The sequence below is a fragment of the Streptomyces tagetis genome (genome assembly GCF_018069565.1).
In the GTDB taxonomy this organism is placed as follows: Bacteria; Actinomycetota; Actinomycetes; order Streptomycetales; family Streptomycetaceae; genus Streptomyces; species Streptomyces tagetis.
In genome coordinates, this window is record NZ_JAGPNL010000004.1 from 410,808 (window position 1) to 429,312 (window position 18,505).

Sequence of the window (18,505 nt, forward strand, 5' to 3'; positions counted from 1 at the left end):
AGAACGGCGCCCGTTCGGTCGATACCGAACAGGCGCCGTGCGCGGGGCCGGGCCCCGGGTGTCTCAGCCGTTGGCGACCACGGGGTAGCGCGGCTCGTTCTCGGCCATCTGCCGCAGCGCGTCCTTGCGTTCGCGCTTGGAGAGCCGGTCGATGTAGAGGTGGCCGTAGAGGTGGTCGGTCTCGTGCTGGAGGCAGCGGGCGAAGTAGCCGGTGCCGCGCACCTTGACCGGGTTGCCCTTCTCGTCCTGCCCGGTCACCTCGGCGTAGTCGGGGCGGGCGAGCGGCGCGTAGGCGGTCGGCACCGAGAGGCAGCCCTCGTTGTTGTCGTCCAGGCGGCGCCGGTCGGCGGGGAGTTCGACGAGCTTCGGGTTGCAGACCACGCCGACGTGGCGGACGCCCTCGTCGTCGGGGCAGTCGTAGACGAAGACCTTGCGGTCGACGCCGATCTGGTTGGCGGCCAGGCCCACGCCCTCGGCGGTGCGCTGGCTGGCGAACATGTCGGCGACGAGCTGCTGGAGCTCCTCGCCGAAGTCGGTGACGTCCTGGCACTCCTTGTGCAGGGCCGGGTGGCCGACCACGGTGATCGGGCGCGAGGTGCCGCGCTCGCACCAGGCGGCCTCCCGCTCCTCGCAGTCGTCGGTGTCGACGACATAGCCGTCGTCGTCCACGGGGAGCACGCCCGCGTGCTGCTGATCGGTGTCCTGCTGCGCCATGACCGACGAACGCCTTCCTGAACTGTGACCCTTTTCGATGCTGGATACAGGGTACGGGGCCGGGCCCCGGCGGGGGCACGGTCCGGTCGACGGCTCCGGCGGGGTACGACGAGGCGGCGGCTCCGTCGGGGTACGACGAGGCGGCGGGCCCTCGTGGGCGGGCGCCGTGGGCTCAGCAGACCTCTTCGAGGTCGCGCCAGTCCCGGGAGTCGGGGCTGTCGGCGACCCAGCCGTCCAGCAGCCCGCGCACCAGCGCGGCCGGGGCGGCCACCCCGCACTCGCGCTCCGGCACCCAGAGCTGGCCGTCGGTGCGGTGGCCGAGCGGGCCGGGGTGGCCCGGCTCGCTGTGGTCGTGCGGGTCGAGGTGCTCGCCGTCGCCCTCGTCGGAGGGCATCCGGGACTCGGAGCACATCCGGCACAGCAGCCGGACCGAGGACGACCAGTCCTCGGCGGCGAAACCGGCGTCGGCGGCGAGCTGTTCCAGGGCGTCCCGGTCGGCCTCGGTGGCGGCCTCCAGGAGCACCACCCAGGTGGGCACGGGCGAGGGCGCCCACAGCTCGATCTCGTCGAAGACGGGGTAGGCGTGTCCGGCGGCGGTGGTGCGTTCGCCGTGCGGCACCCCGTCGTGCAGGACGACCTCGCCCCAGCGCCGTCCGGAGGAGGGCAGCGGGATGGAGAGGACCTCGATCCGGGCGGGGTCCAGCCGCCGGCCCCACACCACCTCGGCCTCCCCTTCGGGGGAGAGGCGTACGGCGGCGCTGCCGAGGTCCATGCCGAGGGGCTCGCCGGCGTCGGTGGCGTCGCCGGGGGTGCGCAGCCCGTACGCCTGCCAGGCGCGGCGGGCCAGCGGCCAGTCCTGGAGGGCGGTGGCGGCGATGCCGACGTTCCACCAGTCGGGAGCGCCGAGGTCCCGGTCGAGCAGGGCGACGGCCCGCAGCCCGGCGGCGCGGGCCTGCTCCCAGTCGTGCCGGAACTTGTGCAGCAGGGCCAGGTTGAACCACGACTCCGACAGCCAGGGTTCCAGGTCGGCGGCCCGCGTCAGCAGCGCGCCCGCGTCCTCGTAGCGACCGTCGCCGATCAGCGTGAACGCCCGGTCGGTGGCCTGCCGCCAGGAGGCGGAGGGCCGGTTCCGTCCCTTGCCGAAGATCCTCACGATTCCCGCCTGCCAGTTCCGTACGGTGGGCTGGCCGTGCCTTCCCGTGCCCCCGGACACCCTCTCCTGCGCATCAAACCATGTACGGCCGCGGGGGCGCTCATTACCCATGGGTTATCCCTCGGCGGGCACGGTGAGGCTGCCTCGGGAGAGCACCCGGGCCAGCGCTTCCACGACTTCCGGAGCGTAGTCGCCCGCGGCGGCCAGGCGCAGCTCTTCGAGGGCGGTGAGGCTGCCGCCGGGTCCGGAGTCCCGGGCCTTCTCCTCGTAGGCGTTGACCGCCCGTATGATCCGCGCGGCAAGGGGCTGGTCCCGGCAGGGGTCGGCCTGCCGCTCGACGACCACGGCGACGGCGGCGTCGACGCCGGTCTGGCGGACGACGGCGCCGCCGAGGAGCGCGATCCGCCGCTGTTCGGCGAGCGGCAGCGCGGCGGTGGCGCCGGCCGGGACCGGGTCGACGAGGCTGAGCTGTCCGATGTCGTGCATGAGGGCGGCGTACTCCAGGACGGTCAGCTCGGGCCCGGACAGGCCCAGCTCGCGGCCGACGGCCCCGCTGAGTTCGGCGACGCGCCGGGCGTGCCCGGCCGGGGTGTACCCGGCGATCTCGGTGGCGCGGGCGAGCGAGGCGATGGTCTGCCGGTAGGTGGCGCGGACGGCGGCGTAGCGCCGGTAGGAGAGCTGGGTGAGCAGCAGCGGGACGGAGAGGACGGGCAGCGCCCACAGGCCGGCGACGGCCACCGCGAGCGCCATCACGGCGCCGGTCGCGCAGACCGCGGAGGTGATGCCGGCCATGCCGCGCAGTTCCTCGCGGAGCAGCGGGCCGAGGGGCCAGCCGGTGCGGGCGCGGGCGGGGGCGGCGGCGAGGACGGCGTCGCAGAGCGCGGTGAGGGCGAGCAGGGCGATGAGCAGCAGGGCGTGGCCGGGGCCGCCCCAGTCGCGGAAGGCGCCCTGGTGGGAGAGGGGCTGGAAGCAGACGGCGGCGAAGGTGACGGTGAGGACGCGGCGGGTGAGCTGGTCGAGCAGGGGACCGCTGCCGCGCGCGATGTAGGGCACGCTGCCGAGCAGGGAGGCGGCGAGCACGACGGCGACGGTCTGGGCGACGCCGTGCCGGGCGGGCTGCTCGCCGATCTCCCCGAGCAGCGCGTAGGCGAGCGCCCCGGCGGCGGCGAGGGGGGCGGTCTCGCGGGTCTCGGCGCCGGTGCGGCGGGTGAGTTCGCCGAGGGCGACGAGGAGGCCGAAGGCGAGGGCGACGGGCCGGTCGGCCACCCCGGTCCACAGCACGCGGGCGAGGCAGACGGTGGCGGTGAGGCCGGCACAGGCACGGGTGAGGACCAGCACGGCGGGGGTCCGGGGCGCCATCACCGGGCACCCCACCGGGACGAGGGCACGACAGCCCCGGCCTGCCCCGCACCCGCGACCGGGGCGTACCGCCTGCCGGCGGGGGCGGAGGGCGCGGGGGCGGAGGGGCGCACCGCGGCGAAAGACACCGAGGCGGGGGCCGTAGGCGCGGCGGCGCCAGGGCCCGCGGCGCCCCGCCTCCACCCGCCGCAGGGGCCGGGGGACACGGGGGCGCCGAGGCGCACGTGCCGCGCCCTCCGCCCCGCCCGGGAGCCAGGGGGCACGGCGGCTCCGGGGCCCGCGGTCCGTAAGCCCCGCCGGGCGGGAGCAGCGGGCCTCACCACGGCACCAGGGCCCCCGGCCCGCACATCGCGCCCCGCGGCGAGGCCGGGAAGCACGGCGCCGCCGGAGAGCGCGGCATGCGGCTCCCGCGCCCGCGCGTGTGCCGTGTGCGCCCCCGGTAGGGCGGTCTCCGGCGGACGCCGGTCCTCCCCGGCCGCCGTCGGACCCGGACGCGCGGCTGGCCGCGTCACCGGGTGCCCCGTCCGACGCTGTCGCGGGCGGCGGGGTCCTCCTGTCCGGCCTCCGGCGAGGGCACGGCGGTGACGGGAGCGGACGAGGCGGGGGCGGCGGGCGTGACCGCGTCGGAGGTGACCGCGGGCTGCCAGCCGTGGCTGCCCAGGGCGCGGACGAGGGCGCCGACCATGCGCGGGTCGAACTGCGAGCCCGCGCACCGCTGGAGCTCCTCGACGGCGGCGGAGACCGGGCGGGCCCGGCGGTAGGAGCGGGTGGAGGTCATCGCGTCGAAGGCGTCGGCGACGGCGACCACCCGGGCCGACTCGGGGATCTGGCCGCCGGCCAGCCCGTAGGGGTAGCCGCTGCCGTCGAGGCGCTCGTGGTGGTGGAGGACGGCGGCGCGCGCCTCGCCCAGGAAGCGGATGCCGCGCACCATCTCGTGGCCGTACTCGGGGTGCAGTTCGATCACGCGCCGCTCCTCGGGCGTCAGCGGCCCCTCCTTGCGCAGCAGCCGGGTCGGCACGCCGAGCTTGCCCACGTCGTGCAGGATGCCGGCGAAGCGGAGCGTCTCGACCCGCTCGGCGTCCATGCCCAGTTCGCGGGCGATCATCATCGAGGCGCGGCCGACCCGCTCGCTGTGGCCGCGGGTGTAGCCGTCCTTGAGGTCGACGGCCTGCACCAGGGCGCGGATGGTGGCCTGGTGGGCGGCGCGCTCCCGGTCGTACTGGGCGAAGGCCCACCACGAGACCCACATCGGCGGCAGCACCAGCAGCGCGGCGACGGGACCGTACGGGCTGTGCCACAGGACGGCCATCATCAGCGCGGCGAGCCCGTGCACGGTGATCGGGGCGAGCGAGCGGAGGAAGTGCCCCCGCCAGGCCCGCCGGGCAGGGACCCGCTCGGCCAGCGCGAGGATGCCGCCGTCGAGGAGCGTCAGCACCAGGCAGAAGGCGAGGACGGCGGCACCGGCCGGCAGCAGCGCGTACGGGAAGCGGGGGCCGAGGACGGCGTCCTGACCGCCGAGCAGGTCGTGGGTCCGGGCGGCGGCGCGGACGGCGAGGACGAGTTGCGCGGCCCGCCAGACGCGGCGCAGCCGGGAGTCCCGCCCGGCCGGGGACTCCGCCGGGGCGAGCAGCGCGCCGGGCAGCGCCACGAAGGCGGCGGCGGGCGGCGGCAGCAGGAAGGCGCCGGTGAGCAGGATGGGGTAGCAGGTGCCGACGGCGCGGGAGCGGGCGATCCGCTCGCCGCCCGCGTAGAGCCCGGCGAGCAGCAGCACGGCCCACCCGTGGGGGTGGGCCAGGGGCAGCGGGCAGAGGCAGAGCAGGGCGGCGAGGACGGCACCGGCGACGTAGACACGTGCCCGTGCCGGTACCACGTCCATGTGCCCCTCCCCCGGCCATGTCTGTCAGGCTCGGAGCCTAGGACGGCAGGGGGGTGGCGTGGGCCGATAAGCCTCGGATTAGCACGGACGAGTGATGGGCCCGCCGGAGGCGACGCGCGGGCCCCCGGGGTACCGGGGGCGAGGGGCGCGGCGGGGCCGGGGTCCGGCTCAGGACTCCTGGGGAGCCGGCGGCGCGGCGGTGACGTCGTGCTCGGGCACGGACTGGCCCGAGCGGATCAGGTCGATGCGGCCCATGACCTTGGCGCGCAGGTCGCCCGGCACGTCGTCCTGGCCGCAGCACCGCTTGACCAGCTTCTTGACGGCCTGCTCCAGCCCGTACTTCTCCAGGCAGGGCGAGCACTCCTCGAAGTGGTGCTCGAACTTCGCGCAGTCGGAATCCGGCATCTCGCGGTCGAGGAACTCATAGAGATGATCGAGGATTTCGCTGCAATCCGTCTCGTGCGGCTCTCCGCAGCTCATGACCCCGAGCCTTTCGCTTCGTTCGACTCTCCGGCGCCGGCCGGGACCAGTCCGCGGTCGCGGGCGTAGTCCTCCAGCATCCCGCGGAGCTGACGGCGGCCCCGGTGCAGACGGGACATCACCGTACCGATGGGTGTCCCCATGATGTCCGCGATCTCCTTGTACGCAAAGCCCTCCACGTCGGCCAGGTACACGGCGATCCGGAACTCCTCCGGGATCGCCTGGAGGGCCTCCTTCACGTCCGAGTCGGGCAGGTGGTCGAGCGCCTGCGACTCGGCGGAGCGCAGCCCCGTCGACATGTGCGACTCGGCCCGCGCGAGCTGCCAGTCCTCGATGTCCTCGGCCGCGCTGCGCTGGGGTTCGCGCTGCTTCTTGCGGTACGAGTTGATGAAGGTGTTGGTGAGAATCCGGTACAGCCACGCCTTGAGGTTGGTGCCCTCGCGGAACTGGTGGAAGGACGCGTACGCCTTGGCGTAGGTCTCCTGCACCAGGTCCTCCGCGTCGGCAGGGTTACGCGTCATGCGCAGCGCGGCCGAGTACATCTGGTCGAGGAATTCGAGCGCGTCCCGCTCGAAGCGCGCGCTGCGCTCCGCGGCCGACTCCGCGCCCGTGCCCCGGCCCTCGGGCTGCTCCGCCTGGCCGTGTTCGGTCCCTGCGTCGGTCCCAGTGACCGGACCCACCTCCTCCAGTGATGTCGTGGAGCCGGAACCGGTCCCACTCGAATCGGAGGATAGACGACGATCCGGTCCGCCCGCCGCTCGAACGGGGGCGGTCCGGGCCGCGTGGAGCACCGTCCAGTCGAGGCCGGAGCGGCTGCTCCCGCCCTTCTCGGTTCCCGCCGGGAGCGACCCGTCCACCGGGGACTGCGGGACGGGTGGGCAGAAGGTCGAACCCATGCGGCGGACTTCCTCTCCTACGGCGTCGGCGCTGATATCAGCTCGGTACATTCGGCACAACAGTGCCGGGGCGCCGGACATTCCCGGGGCGTCACGCCAGTGACCGGGTCCACGCGGCGACGGCGTCGGTGACGAGGGCGAGGGCCTCGTCCTGGCCGGTTCCGGCCCGTTTGGGGACGGCGAGGCCGTGGTCGGCGGAGGGGACGGCGACCAGGCGGTGCGCTCCGTCCGGGAACTCCTCCGGGCGGCCGAAGGGGTCCCGGGCACCCTGCACGACGAGGGTGGGCACGCCGGTGCCGAGCAGTTCCCCGGCCCGGGAGCGTTCGGGCCGGCCCGGCGGGTGCAGCGGGAAGGCGAGCGCGAGGACGGCGCGGGCGCCCAGTTCGGCGGCGGTGCGGCAGGCGACCCGGGCCCCGGCGCTGCGCCCGCCGGAGATCACCGGCACTCCGGTCGCGGCCAGGGCGGGCCAGATGCCGCGCCAGCCGGTGTCCAGGGTCTTCGGCGCGGGCGCCAGTCTCCTTCCGGCCACCCTCCAGGGCTGTTCCACCAGGGCGACGGTGACGCCGTGGGCGGGCAGCGCCTCGGCCAGCGCCCGCAGGTCGCGCGCCTCGACGCCGCTGCCCGCGCCGTGGCCCAGGGCCAGCAGGAGGCGGGGCCGGTCGGCCCGGTGCCAGGTGAGGCGGGCGGTGCCCGCGTCGGTCTCCAGGGTCTGCGTGGTCCGGCCTGTCGCGTTCGTCACGTCAGAAGAGTGTGCCCTCTTCCGGCGCCTCCAGCTCCTTGAGCAGTTCCGGCCCGTTGTTGCGGACGTTGCTGACGGCCGTGGGGACCGGGTGGGCGCGCAGCAGCCCGGGGGGCGGCGGGATCAGCAGTCCGGCCAGGTCGCCGGGGTCGGTGCGGGCCGGGTCGAGCCAGTCGTCCCACCGGTCGGGCGTCAGCATCAGCGGCATCCGGGGGTGGATCTCGGCGAGGGAGCCGGGCCCGTCGGCCGGGGCGGCGGCGAGGGGGGTGTCCTCCGCCTCGGTGGTGATCACCGCGCACGTCACCCACCAGGCCCGGGGGTGGCCGTCCGGCAGCGTGGGGTCCCGCCAGAACTCGTACAGCCCGGCCATGGCGAAGACCGAGCCGTCGGCCGGGGTGACGAAGTAGGGCTGCTTGCGGGGCCGTTTGCGGCGCCCCTCGACCTCCAGTTCCCGCTCCTGGCGGCCGGTGACCCACTCGTAGTAGCCGTCGGCGGGGAGCAGGCAGCGGCGGGTGGCGAACGCCTGGCGGTAGGACGGCTTCTCGTGGACGGTCTCCGCGCGGGCGTTGATCATCCGGGCGGCGCCCTCGGGCGTCCTGGACCAGGAGGGCACCAGCCCCCAGCGCAGCCGGCGCAACTGCCGGGCGGGCCGCGGGTCGGGGCTGCCCTTCAGGGGGCGTTCCAGGACCGCGTAGACCTCCTTGGTCGGGGCCACGTTGTAGTCGGGTTCCAGGGTCTCCTCGGGCTCCCAGGTCTCGATCCCGAAGACTCCCGCGAGATCCTCGGGTCCGCGACTGGCCGCATACCGTCCGCACATACGTGCCACACTGCCAGGCCCGTCCCTGTCCCGGCCACCGGCTCCGACAGGCACCCGGCACCGCATCCGCCCGTCCGCGCACCCGAGGAGCCCCCACCTCCCATGGACCACCTCGCATCCGCCTCGCTCGCCACCCTCTGGGACGAGGTCTCCGGCACCCAGCCCGGCCCCGACCTGTGGGTGGTGATCGCGACGCTGGCCGCCGCGGTCGCCGTCGTCGCCTGGCGCGGGAGCTGGCGCGTGGCCCGCAACGCGATCACCATCGCGCACGAGGGCGGCCACGGCCTCGTGGCGCTGCTCACCGGGCGCACCCTGACCGGGATCACGCTGCACACCGACACCAGCGGCCTCACGGTCAGCCGGGGCAAACCGCACGGGATCGGCATGATCCTCACCGCGGTGGCCGGGTACACCGCTCCCCCGCTGCTGGGGCTGGGCGGCGCCGCGCTGCTGGCCTCGGGCCGGATCACGCTGCTGCTGTGGCTGGCCACGGGGCTGCTGCTGGCCCTGCTGGTGATGGTGCGCAATCCGTACGGGGTGCTGACGGTGCTGGTGAGCGGGGGCACCTTCGTCCTGGTGTCGTGGCTGACCGGTCCGCAGGTGCAGGCGGCGTTCGCGTACGCGGTGGTGTGGTTCCTGCTGCTCGGCGGGGTGCGGCCGGCGTTCGAGCTCCAGATCGCGCGGTCCCGGGGCGGCGCGGGCGACTCGGACGCGGACCAGCTCGCCCGGCTGACCCACGCCCCGGCGGCGGTGTGGTTCCTCCTCTTCCACGTGGTGTCGCTGTGCTCGCTGCTCGGCGGCGGGCGATGGCTGCTGGAGCTGTGAGACGCCTCACGAAAGCGCCCGCGCGAGGGCCTCGGCGAACCCGTCCGGTGGACGGCGGCGGTCCCGTGGCGAGCACACTCGAAAGAGGGGAACGCTCACGCGTATCCGCGCAGTACATCCCAGGTGTTCGCGGTTCGGTCGGGTTCCGCCAACTTCGATCAAGATCTCCGTTCGTGGGGAGCCACTAAAGTGGGGCCCATGTCCGTGAATTCCGCGCAGTCCGCCCTCTGGCCCGCTCCCCACGCGAGCGGCGCCGTCGACGCCACCGTTCATGTGCCGGGATCGAAATCGGTCACCAACCGCGCACTGGTGCTGGCCGCCCTCGCATCCGAGCCCGGCTGGCTGCGCCGCCCGCTGCGCTCGCGCGACACCCTGCTGATGGCCGAGGCGCTGCGCACGCTGGGCATCGAGATCGAGGAGGGCGTCGGCCCGGACGGCACCGGCGAGTTCTGGCGGGTCATCCCGGCCGGGCTGCGCGGACCGGCCACCGTCGACGTCGGCAACGCCGGCACGGTGATGCGCTTCCTGCCGCCGGTGACCACGCTCGCCGACGGCCCCGTCCGCTTCGACGGCGACCCCCGCTCCTACGAGCGCCCCCTGCACGGCGTGATCGACGCGCTGCGCGCCCTCGGCGCCCGCATCGACGACGACGGGCGCGGCGCCCTGCCGATGACCGTGCACGGCGGCGGCGCCCTGGAGGGCGGCCCGGTCGAGGTCGACGCGTCCTCCTCCTCACAGTTCGTGAGCGCCCTGCTGCTCTCCGGCCCGCGCTTCAACCAGGGCGTCGAGGTCCGCCACACCGGCTCGGCACTGCCCTCGATGCCGCACATCCGGATGACCGTCGACATGCTGCGCTCGGCCGGCGCCCAGGTGGACACGCCGGAGGCCGGCGGCGAGCCCGACGTCTGGCGGGTCACGCCGGGCGCGCTGCTCGGCCGCGACCTGACCATCGAGCCGGACCTCTCCAACGCGCAGCCCTTCCTCGCGGCGGCCCTGGTGACCGGCGGCAGGGTCGTCGTCCCGGACTGGCCGCTGCGCACCACCCAGCCCGGCGACCGGCTCCGCGAGATCTTCACGGAGATGGGCGGCTCCTGCGAACTGACCGACCAGGGCCTGGTCTTCACCGGCACGGGCACCGTGCACGGCATCGACGTCGACCTGAGCGAGGTCGGCGAGCTGACCCCCGGCATCGCGGCCGTCGCCGCCCTCGCGGACTCCCCCTCGACCCTGCGCGGCGTGGCCCACCTGCGCCTGCACGAGACGGACCGCCTGGCCGCGCTGACCAAGGAGATCAACGCGCTGGGCGGCGACGTCACCGAGACCGCCGACGGGCTGCGCATCCGCCCGCGCCCCCTGCGCGGCGGCGTCTTCCACACCTACGAGGACCACCGCATGGCCACCGCCGGCACGGTCATCGGCCTCGCGGTCGCGGGCGTGGAGATCGAGAACGTGGCGACGACCGCGAAGACACTGCCCGACTTCCCCGACCTGTGGACCGGGATGCTCGGGGCGTAGGGACGGTTCGCCATGCGCCGCTACGGCAAGCACACCGACGAGGACGACATCCGCACCCGGCCCAGCCGCAGGGGCAACCGGCCGCGCACGCACCTGCGGCCCAAGCACGAGGACGCCTCCGAGGGGCTCGTGCTCACCGTGGACCGGGGCCGGCTGACCTGCCTCGTCGGGGACCGGGTCGTGATGGCGATGAAGGCCCGCGAACTGGGCCGCAAGGCCGCGGTCGTGGGCGACCGGGTGGCGCTGGTCGGCGACCTGTCCGGGCGGAAGGACACGCTCGCGCGGATCGTGCGCATCGAGGAGCGCACCTCGGTGCTGCGCCGCACCGCGGACGACGACGACCCCTACGAGCGCGTCGTCGTCGCCAACGCCGACCAGCTCGCCATCGTCACCGCCCTCGCCGACCCCGAGCCGCGCCCCCGGCTCATCGACCGCTGCCTGGTCGCGGCCTTCGACGGCGGGCTGACGCCGCTGCTGGTGATGACCAAGTCGGACCTCGCCCCGCCGGAACAACTCCTGGAGCTGTACGGCGCCTTGGACATCCCCTACGTGGTCACCAGCCGCGAGGGGCTGGCGGACGGGGAGGCCGCCGAGCTGGTCCGCGAGCATCTGGACGGCAAGGTCACCGCCTTCGTCGGGCACTCGGGCGTCGGCAAGACGACCCTCGTCAACGCGCTGGTGGCCGAGGAACGGCGGCGCAGCACGGGCAAGGTCAACGCCGTCACCGGGCGCGGCCGGCACACCACGACCTCGGCGCTGGCGCTGCCGCTGCCGGACGGGGGCGGCTGGGTCGTCGACACCCCGGGCGTACGGTCGTTCGGCCTGGCCCACGTCGACCCGTCCCGGGTCGTCCAGGCTTTCCCCGATCTGGTGCCGGGCACGGCGGACTGCCCGCGCGCGTGCGGCCACGACGAACCGGAGTGCGCGCTGGACGCGTGGGTCGCCGAGGGACACGCCGACCCGGCGCGGCTGTACTCGCTGCGGCGGCTGCTGGCGACGCGGGAGCGGACGGAAGGCGACTGACCTCGCGTGGTTTGCCGTGCCCCGGTACCGGTAAGTGCATAATCGCACCAAGCCGGATGCAAGCCCGAGTAAAACCTGACGAAGCGGTCACGGTACGGGGTTACGGGAGGACGACAGATGGCGTGGCTGCTGGTCATCGTGGCCGGGGTGCTCGAAACCGGCTTCGCCGTGTGCCTCAAGCTCTCACACGGCTTCACCCGGCTCTGGCCGACCGTCGCCTTCTGCGCCTTCGCGCTGGGCAGTTTCGGCCTGTTGACGCTTTCGCTGAAGAAGCTGGACGTGGGTCCGGCGTACGCGGTGTGGACGGGTATCGGCGCGGCGGGCACCGCCATCTACGGGATGGTGTTCCTTGGCGACCTGGTCTCCACGCTGAAGATCGTCTCGATCAGCCTGGTCATCATCGGCGTGGTGGGCCTGCAACTCTCGGGCTCGACGCACTGAGTTCGGGCGCCCTCACCGCGTCAGGTTCCGCGGCAGGGCGGTCCGCAGCAGCTCCGTCACACCGCCCTCGGGCGGCGCCGCGACGCAGGACAGGGCGAGCCGCGCCGTCAGTTCCGCCGCGCGGGCTAGGTCGACGGCCTCCGCGCGGGAGGCGCCGGGCCCGGACAGCGCGGCCACGGCCCGGTCGCGGACCAGGGCCACGAGGTCGCCGGGCGAGGGCAGCGGACCGTCGGCCCGCCGCTGCGCCGGCATCAGGGCGGAGGACGGCACGGGGCGCAGGGTCACGCAGGGCAGCCGGGCGTCCCAGCAGCCGGTGAGCAGCGCCCGCACCAGCGCGCTGCCCCGGGCCGCGGTCAGGGTCCACTGGGCGGTGGCGGTGAGCCTCTCGCGGGTGTCGCCGGCGCCGGACAGGGCGCGGTCGACGCCGGCCAGGTAGGCGTCCGCCTCCCGGCGCACGAGAGCGCGGGCGATGCCGTCCTTGCTGCCGAACTCGTTGTACAGCGTCTGCCGGGACACGCCGGCCGACGCCGCCACCTCCACCATCCGCACGGCGGACCAGGGGCGTCGGGTCAACGCCCCGGACGCGGCGTCGAGCAGGGACTCCCGGGCTCCGGGCATCAGCGCCTCCGACGGGCCGAGCGGCTGTGCGCCCAGGTTTGACGCGCCCGGGACCCCTGTCAAGGCTCCCCGCGGCCCCCGTGCCACGCCGCGTCGGCCGACCCTGGTGGCCCCGCCCCTCCTCCGGCCGATACCGTGACGGCATGCCGGACTACCTCGACGATCTCCGTCTCGCCCATGTCCTCGCGGACGCCGCCGACGCCACGACGATGGAGCGCTTCAAGGCCCTCGATCTGAAGGTCGAGACCAAGCCGGACATGACGCCGGTCACCGAGGCCGACAAGGCCGCCGAGGAGCTGATCCGCGGCCACCTCCAGCGCGCCCGGCCGCGCGACGCCGTCCTCGGCGAGGAGTACGGCGTGGAGGGCACCGGCCCGCGCCGCTGGGTGATCGACCCGATCGACGGCACCAAGAACTACGTGCGCGGGGTGCCCGTCTGGGCCACCCTCATCTCCCTGATGGAGGCCGCCGAGGGCGGTTACCGGCCGGTCGTCGGTGTGGTCTCCGCCCCGGCGCTCGGCCGCCGCTGGTGGGCCGCGCTGGACCACGGCGCCTTCTCCGGGCGCAGCCTGACCTCGGCGTCCCGGCTGCACGTCTCCAGCGTGTCGCGGCTCTCCGACGCCTCGTTCGCGTACTCCTCGCTGAGCGGCTGGGAGGAGCGGGGGCAGTTGGAGGGCTTCCTCGACCTGTCCCGCTCGGTGTGGCGCACGCGCGCGTACGGCGACTTCTGGCCGTACATGATGGTCGCCGAGGGCTCGGTCGACCTGTGCGCCGAGCCCGAGTTGTCGCTGTGGGACATGGCCGCCAACGCGATCATCGTCACGGAGGCGGGCGGCGCCTTCACGGGCCTCGACGGCCGGCCCGGCCCGCACGGCGGCAACGCGGCGGCGTCGAACGGACTGCTCCACGACGAACTGCTGGGGTACGTCGGCCGACGCTCCTGAGCGCCCCTTTCGTCCCCCTACGCGCCCCCTTGTTGGGCCCCTCTTTACCTGCCACTCTGGGGAACCCCCACTTGTGAACTCGTGAATCCCGGGTGTCCGCGGATTCTGATCTCCGGCAGGAGGTGGCTCACCCCATGCTCGTCCGTGACGCCATGAGCAAGGTCGTCCTCACCATCGGTCCCGCCCACACCCTGCGCCAGGCCGCCACGCTGATGTCCTCGCGCCGGGTCGGCGCGGCGGTGGTGTACGACCCGGACGCCGGGGGCATCGGCATCCTCACCGAACGGGACATCCTCGACTCCGTCGGCCGGGGCCAGGACCCGGACGGCGAGCACGCGCACGCGCACACCACCACCGACGTCGTGTTCGCCACGCCGACCTGGACGGTGGAGGAGGCGGCGCGGGCGATGGCGCACGGCGGTTTCCGCCACCTGATCGTCCTGGACCGCGACGAGCCCGTCGGCGTGGTCTCGGTCCGCGACATCATCCGCTGCTGGGCGCCGGCCCGCGGGAACCGCGCCAGCCCGGCCGTCTCCGCCTGACCCGGGCCCCGGTGCCCGGCGTACGTCCACGCGCGTACGGCGGTGGGAACGCGAACGGGCCGGACCCCCGTTCCCGGGGGTCCGGCCCGCCTTGGCGGCAAGCGGTCAGTGCCGGACGTCAGCCGCGCAGGGCCTGGACCGCGGCCTCCAGCCGCTTGCCGAAGTCGGCGTCGGCCTGGCGGAAGTTGCCGATGGCGCGCTCGGCGATGTCCTCGCGCGAGACGCCGGAGATGGCGCCGGCCAGGTTGGAGACAAGGCGCTCCTTCTCGGCCTCCGACATCAGCCGGTACAGGTTGCCCGCCTGGACGAAGTCGTTGTCCTCGGCGTGCGAGGGGGCCACGTGGTCGCCGGTGACACCGGAGACCGCGACCGGCTCCCACAGCGGACGGTCGGTCTGGAAGGGACCGCCGAAGCTGTTCGGCTCGTAGTTCTTCGCGCCCTTGTGGCGGCCGTCGTACAGGTAGCCGTCACGGGAGTGGGTGCGCGCCTCGGTGGCGTGCGGACGGTTCACCGGCAGGTGGTCGGCGTTGACGCCGACGCGGTAGCGGTGGGCGTCGCCGTAGGCGAAGAGGCGGCCCTGGAGCATCTTGTCCGGGGACGGGCCGATACCGGGCACGAAGTGCGCCGGGGAGAAGATCGACTGCTCGACCTCGGCGAAGATGTTCTCCGGGTTGCGGTTGAGTTCGAGCTTGCCGAACTCGATGACCGGGTAGTCCGCGTGCGGCCACACCTTGGTGAGGTCGAACGGGTTGAAGCGGTAGGTCGCCGCGTCCGCGACGGGCATGATCTGCACGCCGACGGTCCAGCTCGGGAAGTCGCCGCGCTCGATGGCCTCGCGCAGGTCGCGCTGGTGGGAGTCGGGGTCCTCACCGGCGAGCTTGGCGGCCTCCTCCGCGGTGAGGCACTTGATGCCCTGGTCCGTCTTGAAGTGGTACTTGACCCAGAACGCCTCGCCCGCCTCGTTGCTCCACTGGTAGGTGTGCGAGCCGAAGCCGTCCATGTGGCGGTAGGACGCCGGGATGCCGCGGTCGCCGAAGAGCCAGGTCACCTGGTGGGTGGCCTCGGGCGACAGGCCCCAGAAGTCCCAGACGTTGTCCGCCTCCTGCGAGCCGGTGTACGGGTCGCGCTTCTGGGTGTGGATGAAGTCGGGGAACTTGATGGCGTCCTTGACGAAGAACACCGGGGTGTTGTTGCCGACGAGGTCGTAGTTGCCCTCTTCGGTGTAGAACTTCAGCGCGAAACCGCGCGGGTCGCGGACGGCGTCCGGCGCACCCAGGTTGCCCGCCACGGTGGAGAAGCGGAGGAAGGTCTCCGTCTCCTTGCCGACCTCGGAGAGGAACTTGGCCCGCGTGTACCGGGTGACGTCGGCGGTCACCGTGAAGGTGCCGTACGCGCCGGCGCCGCGGGCGTGCACCACGCGCTCCGGGATGCGCTCACGGTTGAAGTGCGCCAGTTTCTCCAGCAGGTGCTGGTCCTGGACGAGCACCGGGCCGCCGATACCGGCGGTCTCACTCTGCTGGTTGTCGGCTACCGGAGCTCCGGCCTCGGTCGTCAGCGGTCCCACAGTCACGTACGCCTCCTGCGCCAATCCACGAACCTGTCCCTTGGCTTCTGCCGATGCCAATCCTACAATGGACAATGTCTAAGTCAAGCAACACTCCAAAGTCACACTGGTTCGGGACCTGGTCCCCCCTGCTGTTAGGCTGGTCTTCATGAGTGACCTACTGGAACGGCTGCGCGGACGCGGATGGCGCATGACCGCGCAGCGGCGCGTCGTGGCCGAGGTCCTCGACGGCGAACACGTCCATCTGACGGCCGACGAGGTGCACGCGCGGGCTGTCGCCAAGCTGCCCGAGATCTCCCGGGCGACCGTGTACAACACGCTCGGTGAGCTGGTCTCGCTCGGCGAGGTACTGGAAGTGGCGACCGACAAACGCGCCAAGCGGTACGACCCGAACGCACACCAGCCGCACCACCACCTGGTGTGCGCGCGGTGCGGCGCGATCCGGGACGTGCACCCCACCGGCAACCCGCTGGCCGACCTGCCCGACTCGGAGCGCTTCGGCTTCACCGTGTCGGACGTCGAGGTGACCTACCGGGGCACCTGCCCGAACTGCGCCTCGGCCTGACCCGCCCGCACCGGAGCCCCGGCACCCTTCGGGGTGCCGGGGCTCCGTGTCGTGCGTGCTCCGTGTCGTGCGTGCTCCGTGTCGTGCGTGCTCCGTGGAGACCGCGTGTCGCCCATGGCGCCGGAAACGCGCCGAGGGCCGGAACCCTGTCGGATTCCGGCCCTCGGCCATCAGTAGCGGGGACAGGATTTGAACCTGCGACCTCTGGGTTATGAGCCCAGCGAGCTACCGAGCTGCTCCACCCCGCGGCGATGAACACAACGTTACGGCACGCCGTCACCGAGAAGCAAATCGCCTCTCCCGGCACAGCGGCCCCAGGCGCGGCGGTCTGCCGGACCGTGCGCCTGACCTAAGCGGACAGCTCCTGGCGCAGGGCGTCCCGCAGCCGGGCCGCGCGCTCGCCGACCTCCCGCGGGCCCAGCGACGCCGCCAGGTCGGCCCACTGCTGGCCCTCGTCCAGCTCGCCGCGCCGGGCGGAGACCAGCGCGAGCCGCAGCGCGGCCCGCCCGTGTCCCGCCTCGGCCGCCCGGCGCCACCACACCACGGCCTCGGGCTCGCTGCCCTCGCGGGCCAGCAGCAGCCCCAGGTTGAAGGCGCCGTTGCGGGAGCCCGCCTCGGCCGCCTCCCGGTACCAGCGGGCCGCCTCCCTGACGTCCCCGCGCGCCGCGGCCAGCATCCCGACCCGCACCTGGGCCCGGCGGTGCCCCTGGGAGGCCGCCCGCTCGTACCACTCCTCGCACTCGGTCTTCTGGTGGGCCGGCTCGCCCAGCTCGTGCGCGGGCGCCGGCGGGCGGCGCGCGTCGAGCAGGGTGGCCAGCCGGTACGCCGCCTCCGCGCTGCCGCCCCCCGCGGCGCAGCGCAGGAAGCGCTCGGCCCCCCGCTCGTCGCCCCGGCGCAGCCGGGCCATGCCCACCTGGAGCGCGGCCTCGGTGTGCCCGGCCGCGGCGGCCCGCTCGTACCAGCGCAGCGCCGCCGTGTCCTCGCGCCGCCCGGCGTGCAGGATGCCGAGGTTGAAGGCGGCGTCGACGCTGCCCGCCTCGGCGGCCCGGGAGAACCAGGGCTCGGCGCCGGTCTCGTCGCCACTGCGCAGCAGCAGGATGGCGAGCGCGTTGGCGGCCTCGCGGTGCCCGGCGTAGGCGGCCCGCCGGTACCACTGCTCGGCCTGGACGGTGCGGCCCTGCTCGGCGCAGAGCAGCCCGAGGTTGTACGCGCCGTTGTCGTCCCCCGCGTCCATCGCCGCCCGGTACCAGCGCTCGGCGGTCTGCGGCTCGCCGCGCTCGGCGTGCAGCGCGCCCAGCGCGTTGGCCGCGTTGCCGTCGCCCTCCTGGGCAGCGCGCAGCCACCACATGGCGGCGTTCTCGGTGTCCCCGGCGTCCCGCAGCAGGAAGCCCAGGGCGCAGGCGGCGCGCGGCTCGCCGTCCTTGGCGGAGATCAGGTACCAGCGGCCGGCCTCCTTCAGCTCGCCCCGCCGCTCCAGGATGGTGCCGAGGTGCAGCGCGGCCCGCCGGTGTCCGCGCGCGGCGGCCTGCCGGTACCACTGCTCGCAGCCGCCGTCCTCCTCGGTGTCCGGGGCGCGGCCGGCCCCGCCGATCAGGCAGGGGCCCGCGCCCCGGTCGCCGTCGCGTCCGGCCCGCCGGTCCAGCATCCGGGCGAGCCGGTACGCGGCCTCGCGGTGCCCGCGTTCGGCGGCGGCCCGCATCCAGCGTTCGGCGCCGGCCTTGTCGGCGCGGTGTTCCAGCAGGTCGGCGAGGGCGTAGGCGCCGAGCACGTGTCCCTGTTCGGCGGACTGGCGCAGCCAGTACTCGGCGGCGGGCTCGTCGCCGCGTTCGCGGAAGTGCCGCCCGAGGGCGTGGGCGGCGGCGGCGGAACCGGCGACGGCGGCGATGCGCCACCAGCCGGCGGCCTCCTCGGCGTACCCGCGCTGGTGCAGCAGGACGCCGAGGTTGTTGGCGGCGGCGCGGTCACCGGCGGCGGTGGCGGCGCGCAGGTGGGACTCGGCTCCGTCGAGATCGCCGCGGCGCAGCAGCAGGGCACCGAGGACGCTCATCGCCTCGACGTCGCCGGCCTCGGCGGCGATGCGCCGGCGCACTTCCTCGGCGGCCTCGTCGGCGGCTTCCTGTGCCTCGTCGCCGGTCTCCTCCCGACCGGACGGCTGCGCAAAACGGCCTGTCTCGAACAGAGTTGCCATGTCCCCCATAACGTCCATCGTCGCACCACCCGCAACCCGGGTACACCTGGTATACCGAAGCCAGTGAGGTCACTTCAGCGTTTTGTCGACATGCCCACAGGGAGACAAGTCAAACACAGATCGCCCAACTCCCGTCGGCGGCGCGGCCGTCACTCGCCCGGATGTAGCCCTCCGCACACGAGAAAGGGCCCGGATTCCGTAAGGAATCCGGGCCCTTCTCCTCATGAGCCGAGGCTCACGATGCGA

General features: G+C 74.1%; 18 protein-coding genes and 1 tRNA gene. 7 read left to right on the forward strand and 12 right to left on the reverse strand.

Going from position 1 to position 18,505, the window contains the following annotated elements; all coding sequences use genetic code 11:
* Positions 1-63: 63 nt before the first annotated feature.
* The 8 genes from def to J5Y05_RS17585 form a co-directional block, all read right to left on the reverse strand.
* Entirely contained in the window at positions 64-714 is a 651-nt protein-coding gene (gene def, locus J5Y05_RS17550) for a peptide deformylase (RefSeq protein WP_210873436.1), read from the reverse strand.
* Positions 715-886: 172 nt separating this feature from the next.
* On the reverse strand, positions 887-1,867 hold the full coding sequence (locus tag J5Y05_RS17555; RefSeq protein WP_210873438.1) for a tetratricopeptide repeat protein: 981 nt from the start codon (positions 1,865-1,867) through the stop codon (positions 887-889).
* A 114-nt stretch (positions 1,868-1,981) separates the two neighbouring features.
* A complete protein-coding gene (locus J5Y05_RS17560; RefSeq protein ID WP_210873440.1) occupies positions 1,982-3,226 on the reverse strand; it encodes an HD-GYP domain-containing protein in 1,245 nt (414 codons plus the stop codon).
* A 508-nt stretch (positions 3,227-3,734) separates the two neighbouring features.
* Positions 3,735-5,102: an HD-GYP domain-containing protein gene (locus J5Y05_RS17565; protein WP_210873442.1), complete on the reverse strand. Its 1,368-nt coding sequence runs from the start codon at positions 5,100-5,102 to the stop codon at positions 3,735-3,737.
* A gap of 168 nt (positions 5,103-5,270) precedes the next feature.
* Positions 5,271-5,582, reverse strand: a complete 312-nt coding sequence (gene rsrA, locus J5Y05_RS17570; RefSeq protein ID WP_210873443.1) for a mycothiol system anti-sigma-R factor — start codon at positions 5,580-5,582, stop codon at positions 5,271-5,273.
* Positions 5,579-6,262, reverse strand: coding sequence for an RNA polymerase sigma factor SigR (sigR, locus tag J5Y05_RS17575; protein WP_210873445.1), 684 nt, complete (start codon positions 6,260-6,262; stop codon positions 5,579-5,581). Before sigR ends, rsrA begins: the two co-directional genes overlap by 4 nt.
* A 307-nt stretch (positions 6,263-6,569) precedes the next feature.
* Positions 6,570-7,217, reverse strand: a complete 648-nt coding sequence (locus J5Y05_RS17580) for an alpha/beta hydrolase family protein (RefSeq protein ID WP_210873447.1) — start codon at positions 7,215-7,217, stop codon at positions 6,570-6,572.
* 1 nt (position 7,218) lies between these two features.
* On the reverse strand, positions 7,219-8,034 hold the full coding sequence (locus J5Y05_RS17585; protein WP_210873449.1) for an SOS response-associated peptidase: 816 nt from the start codon (positions 8,032-8,034) through the stop codon (positions 7,219-7,221).
* 102 nt (positions 8,035-8,136) lie between these two features.
* Between J5Y05_RS17585 and J5Y05_RS17590 the strand changes: the two genes are divergently transcribed.
* From J5Y05_RS17590 to J5Y05_RS17605, 4 genes are all read left to right on the forward strand, one after another.
* Positions 8,137-8,859: a M50 family metallopeptidase gene (locus tag J5Y05_RS17590; RefSeq protein WP_210873451.1), complete on the forward strand. Its 723-nt coding sequence runs from the start codon at positions 8,137-8,139 to the stop codon at positions 8,857-8,859.
* Positions 8,860-9,057: 198 nt separating this feature from the next.
* Positions 9,058-10,374 (forward strand): 3-phosphoshikimate 1-carboxyvinyltransferase, encoded by a 1,317-nt coding sequence (gene aroA, locus J5Y05_RS17595; protein WP_210873453.1) that lies wholly within the window; start codon positions 9,058-9,060, stop codon positions 10,372-10,374.
* A gap of 12 nt (positions 10,375-10,386) precedes the next feature.
* Complete coding sequence (gene rsgA, locus J5Y05_RS17600; protein WP_210873455.1) at positions 10,387-11,397, forward strand: ribosome small subunit-dependent GTPase A; 1,011 nt, start codon at positions 10,387-10,389, stop codon at positions 11,395-11,397.
* Between the two features lie 117 nt (positions 11,398-11,514).
* Positions 11,515-11,838, forward strand: a complete 324-nt coding sequence (locus J5Y05_RS17605; protein ID WP_210873457.1) for a DMT family transporter — start codon at positions 11,515-11,517, stop codon at positions 11,836-11,838.
* 12 nt (positions 11,839-11,850) lie between these two features.
* Here J5Y05_RS17605 and J5Y05_RS17610 read toward each other — a convergent pair whose 3' ends face one another.
* A complete protein-coding gene (locus J5Y05_RS17610; RefSeq protein ID WP_210873459.1) occupies positions 11,851-12,456 on the reverse strand; it encodes a TetR/AcrR family transcriptional regulator in 606 nt (201 codons plus the stop codon).
* Between the two features lie 143 nt (positions 12,457-12,599).
* Between J5Y05_RS17610 and hisN the strand changes: the two genes are divergently transcribed.
* Complete coding sequence (hisN, locus tag J5Y05_RS17615) at positions 12,600-13,400, forward strand: histidinol-phosphatase (RefSeq protein WP_210873461.1); 801 nt, start codon at positions 12,600-12,602, stop codon at positions 13,398-13,400.
* A gap of 134 nt (positions 13,401-13,534) precedes the next feature.
* Entirely contained in the window at positions 13,535-13,942 is a 408-nt protein-coding gene (locus J5Y05_RS17620; RefSeq protein WP_210873462.1) for a CBS domain-containing protein, read from the forward strand.
* 118 nt (positions 13,943-14,060) lie between these two features.
* On the opposite strand, the gene J5Y05_RS17625 is transcribed toward J5Y05_RS17620, so the two are convergent.
* Positions 14,061-15,512: a catalase gene (locus tag J5Y05_RS17625; protein WP_210873464.1), complete on the reverse strand. Its 1,452-nt coding sequence runs from the start codon at positions 15,510-15,512 to the stop codon at positions 14,061-14,063.
* A 142-nt stretch (positions 15,513-15,654) separates the two neighbouring features.
* Between J5Y05_RS17625 and J5Y05_RS17630 the strand changes: the two genes are divergently transcribed.
* Positions 15,655-16,071, forward strand: coding sequence for a Fur family transcriptional regulator (locus tag J5Y05_RS17630; RefSeq protein ID WP_210873466.1), 417 nt, complete (start codon positions 15,655-15,657; stop codon positions 16,069-16,071).
* Between the two features lie 174 nt (positions 16,072-16,245).
* Here the strand turns inward: J5Y05_RS17630 and J5Y05_RS17635 are convergent.
* Positions 16,246-16,319, reverse strand: a tRNA-Met gene (locus J5Y05_RS17635).
* 101 nt (positions 16,320-16,420) lie between these two features.
* Entirely contained in the window at positions 16,421-18,268 is a 1,848-nt protein-coding gene (locus J5Y05_RS17640; RefSeq protein WP_247614813.1) for a tetratricopeptide repeat protein, read from the reverse strand.
* Between the last annotated feature and the right edge of the window lie 237 nt (positions 18,269-18,505).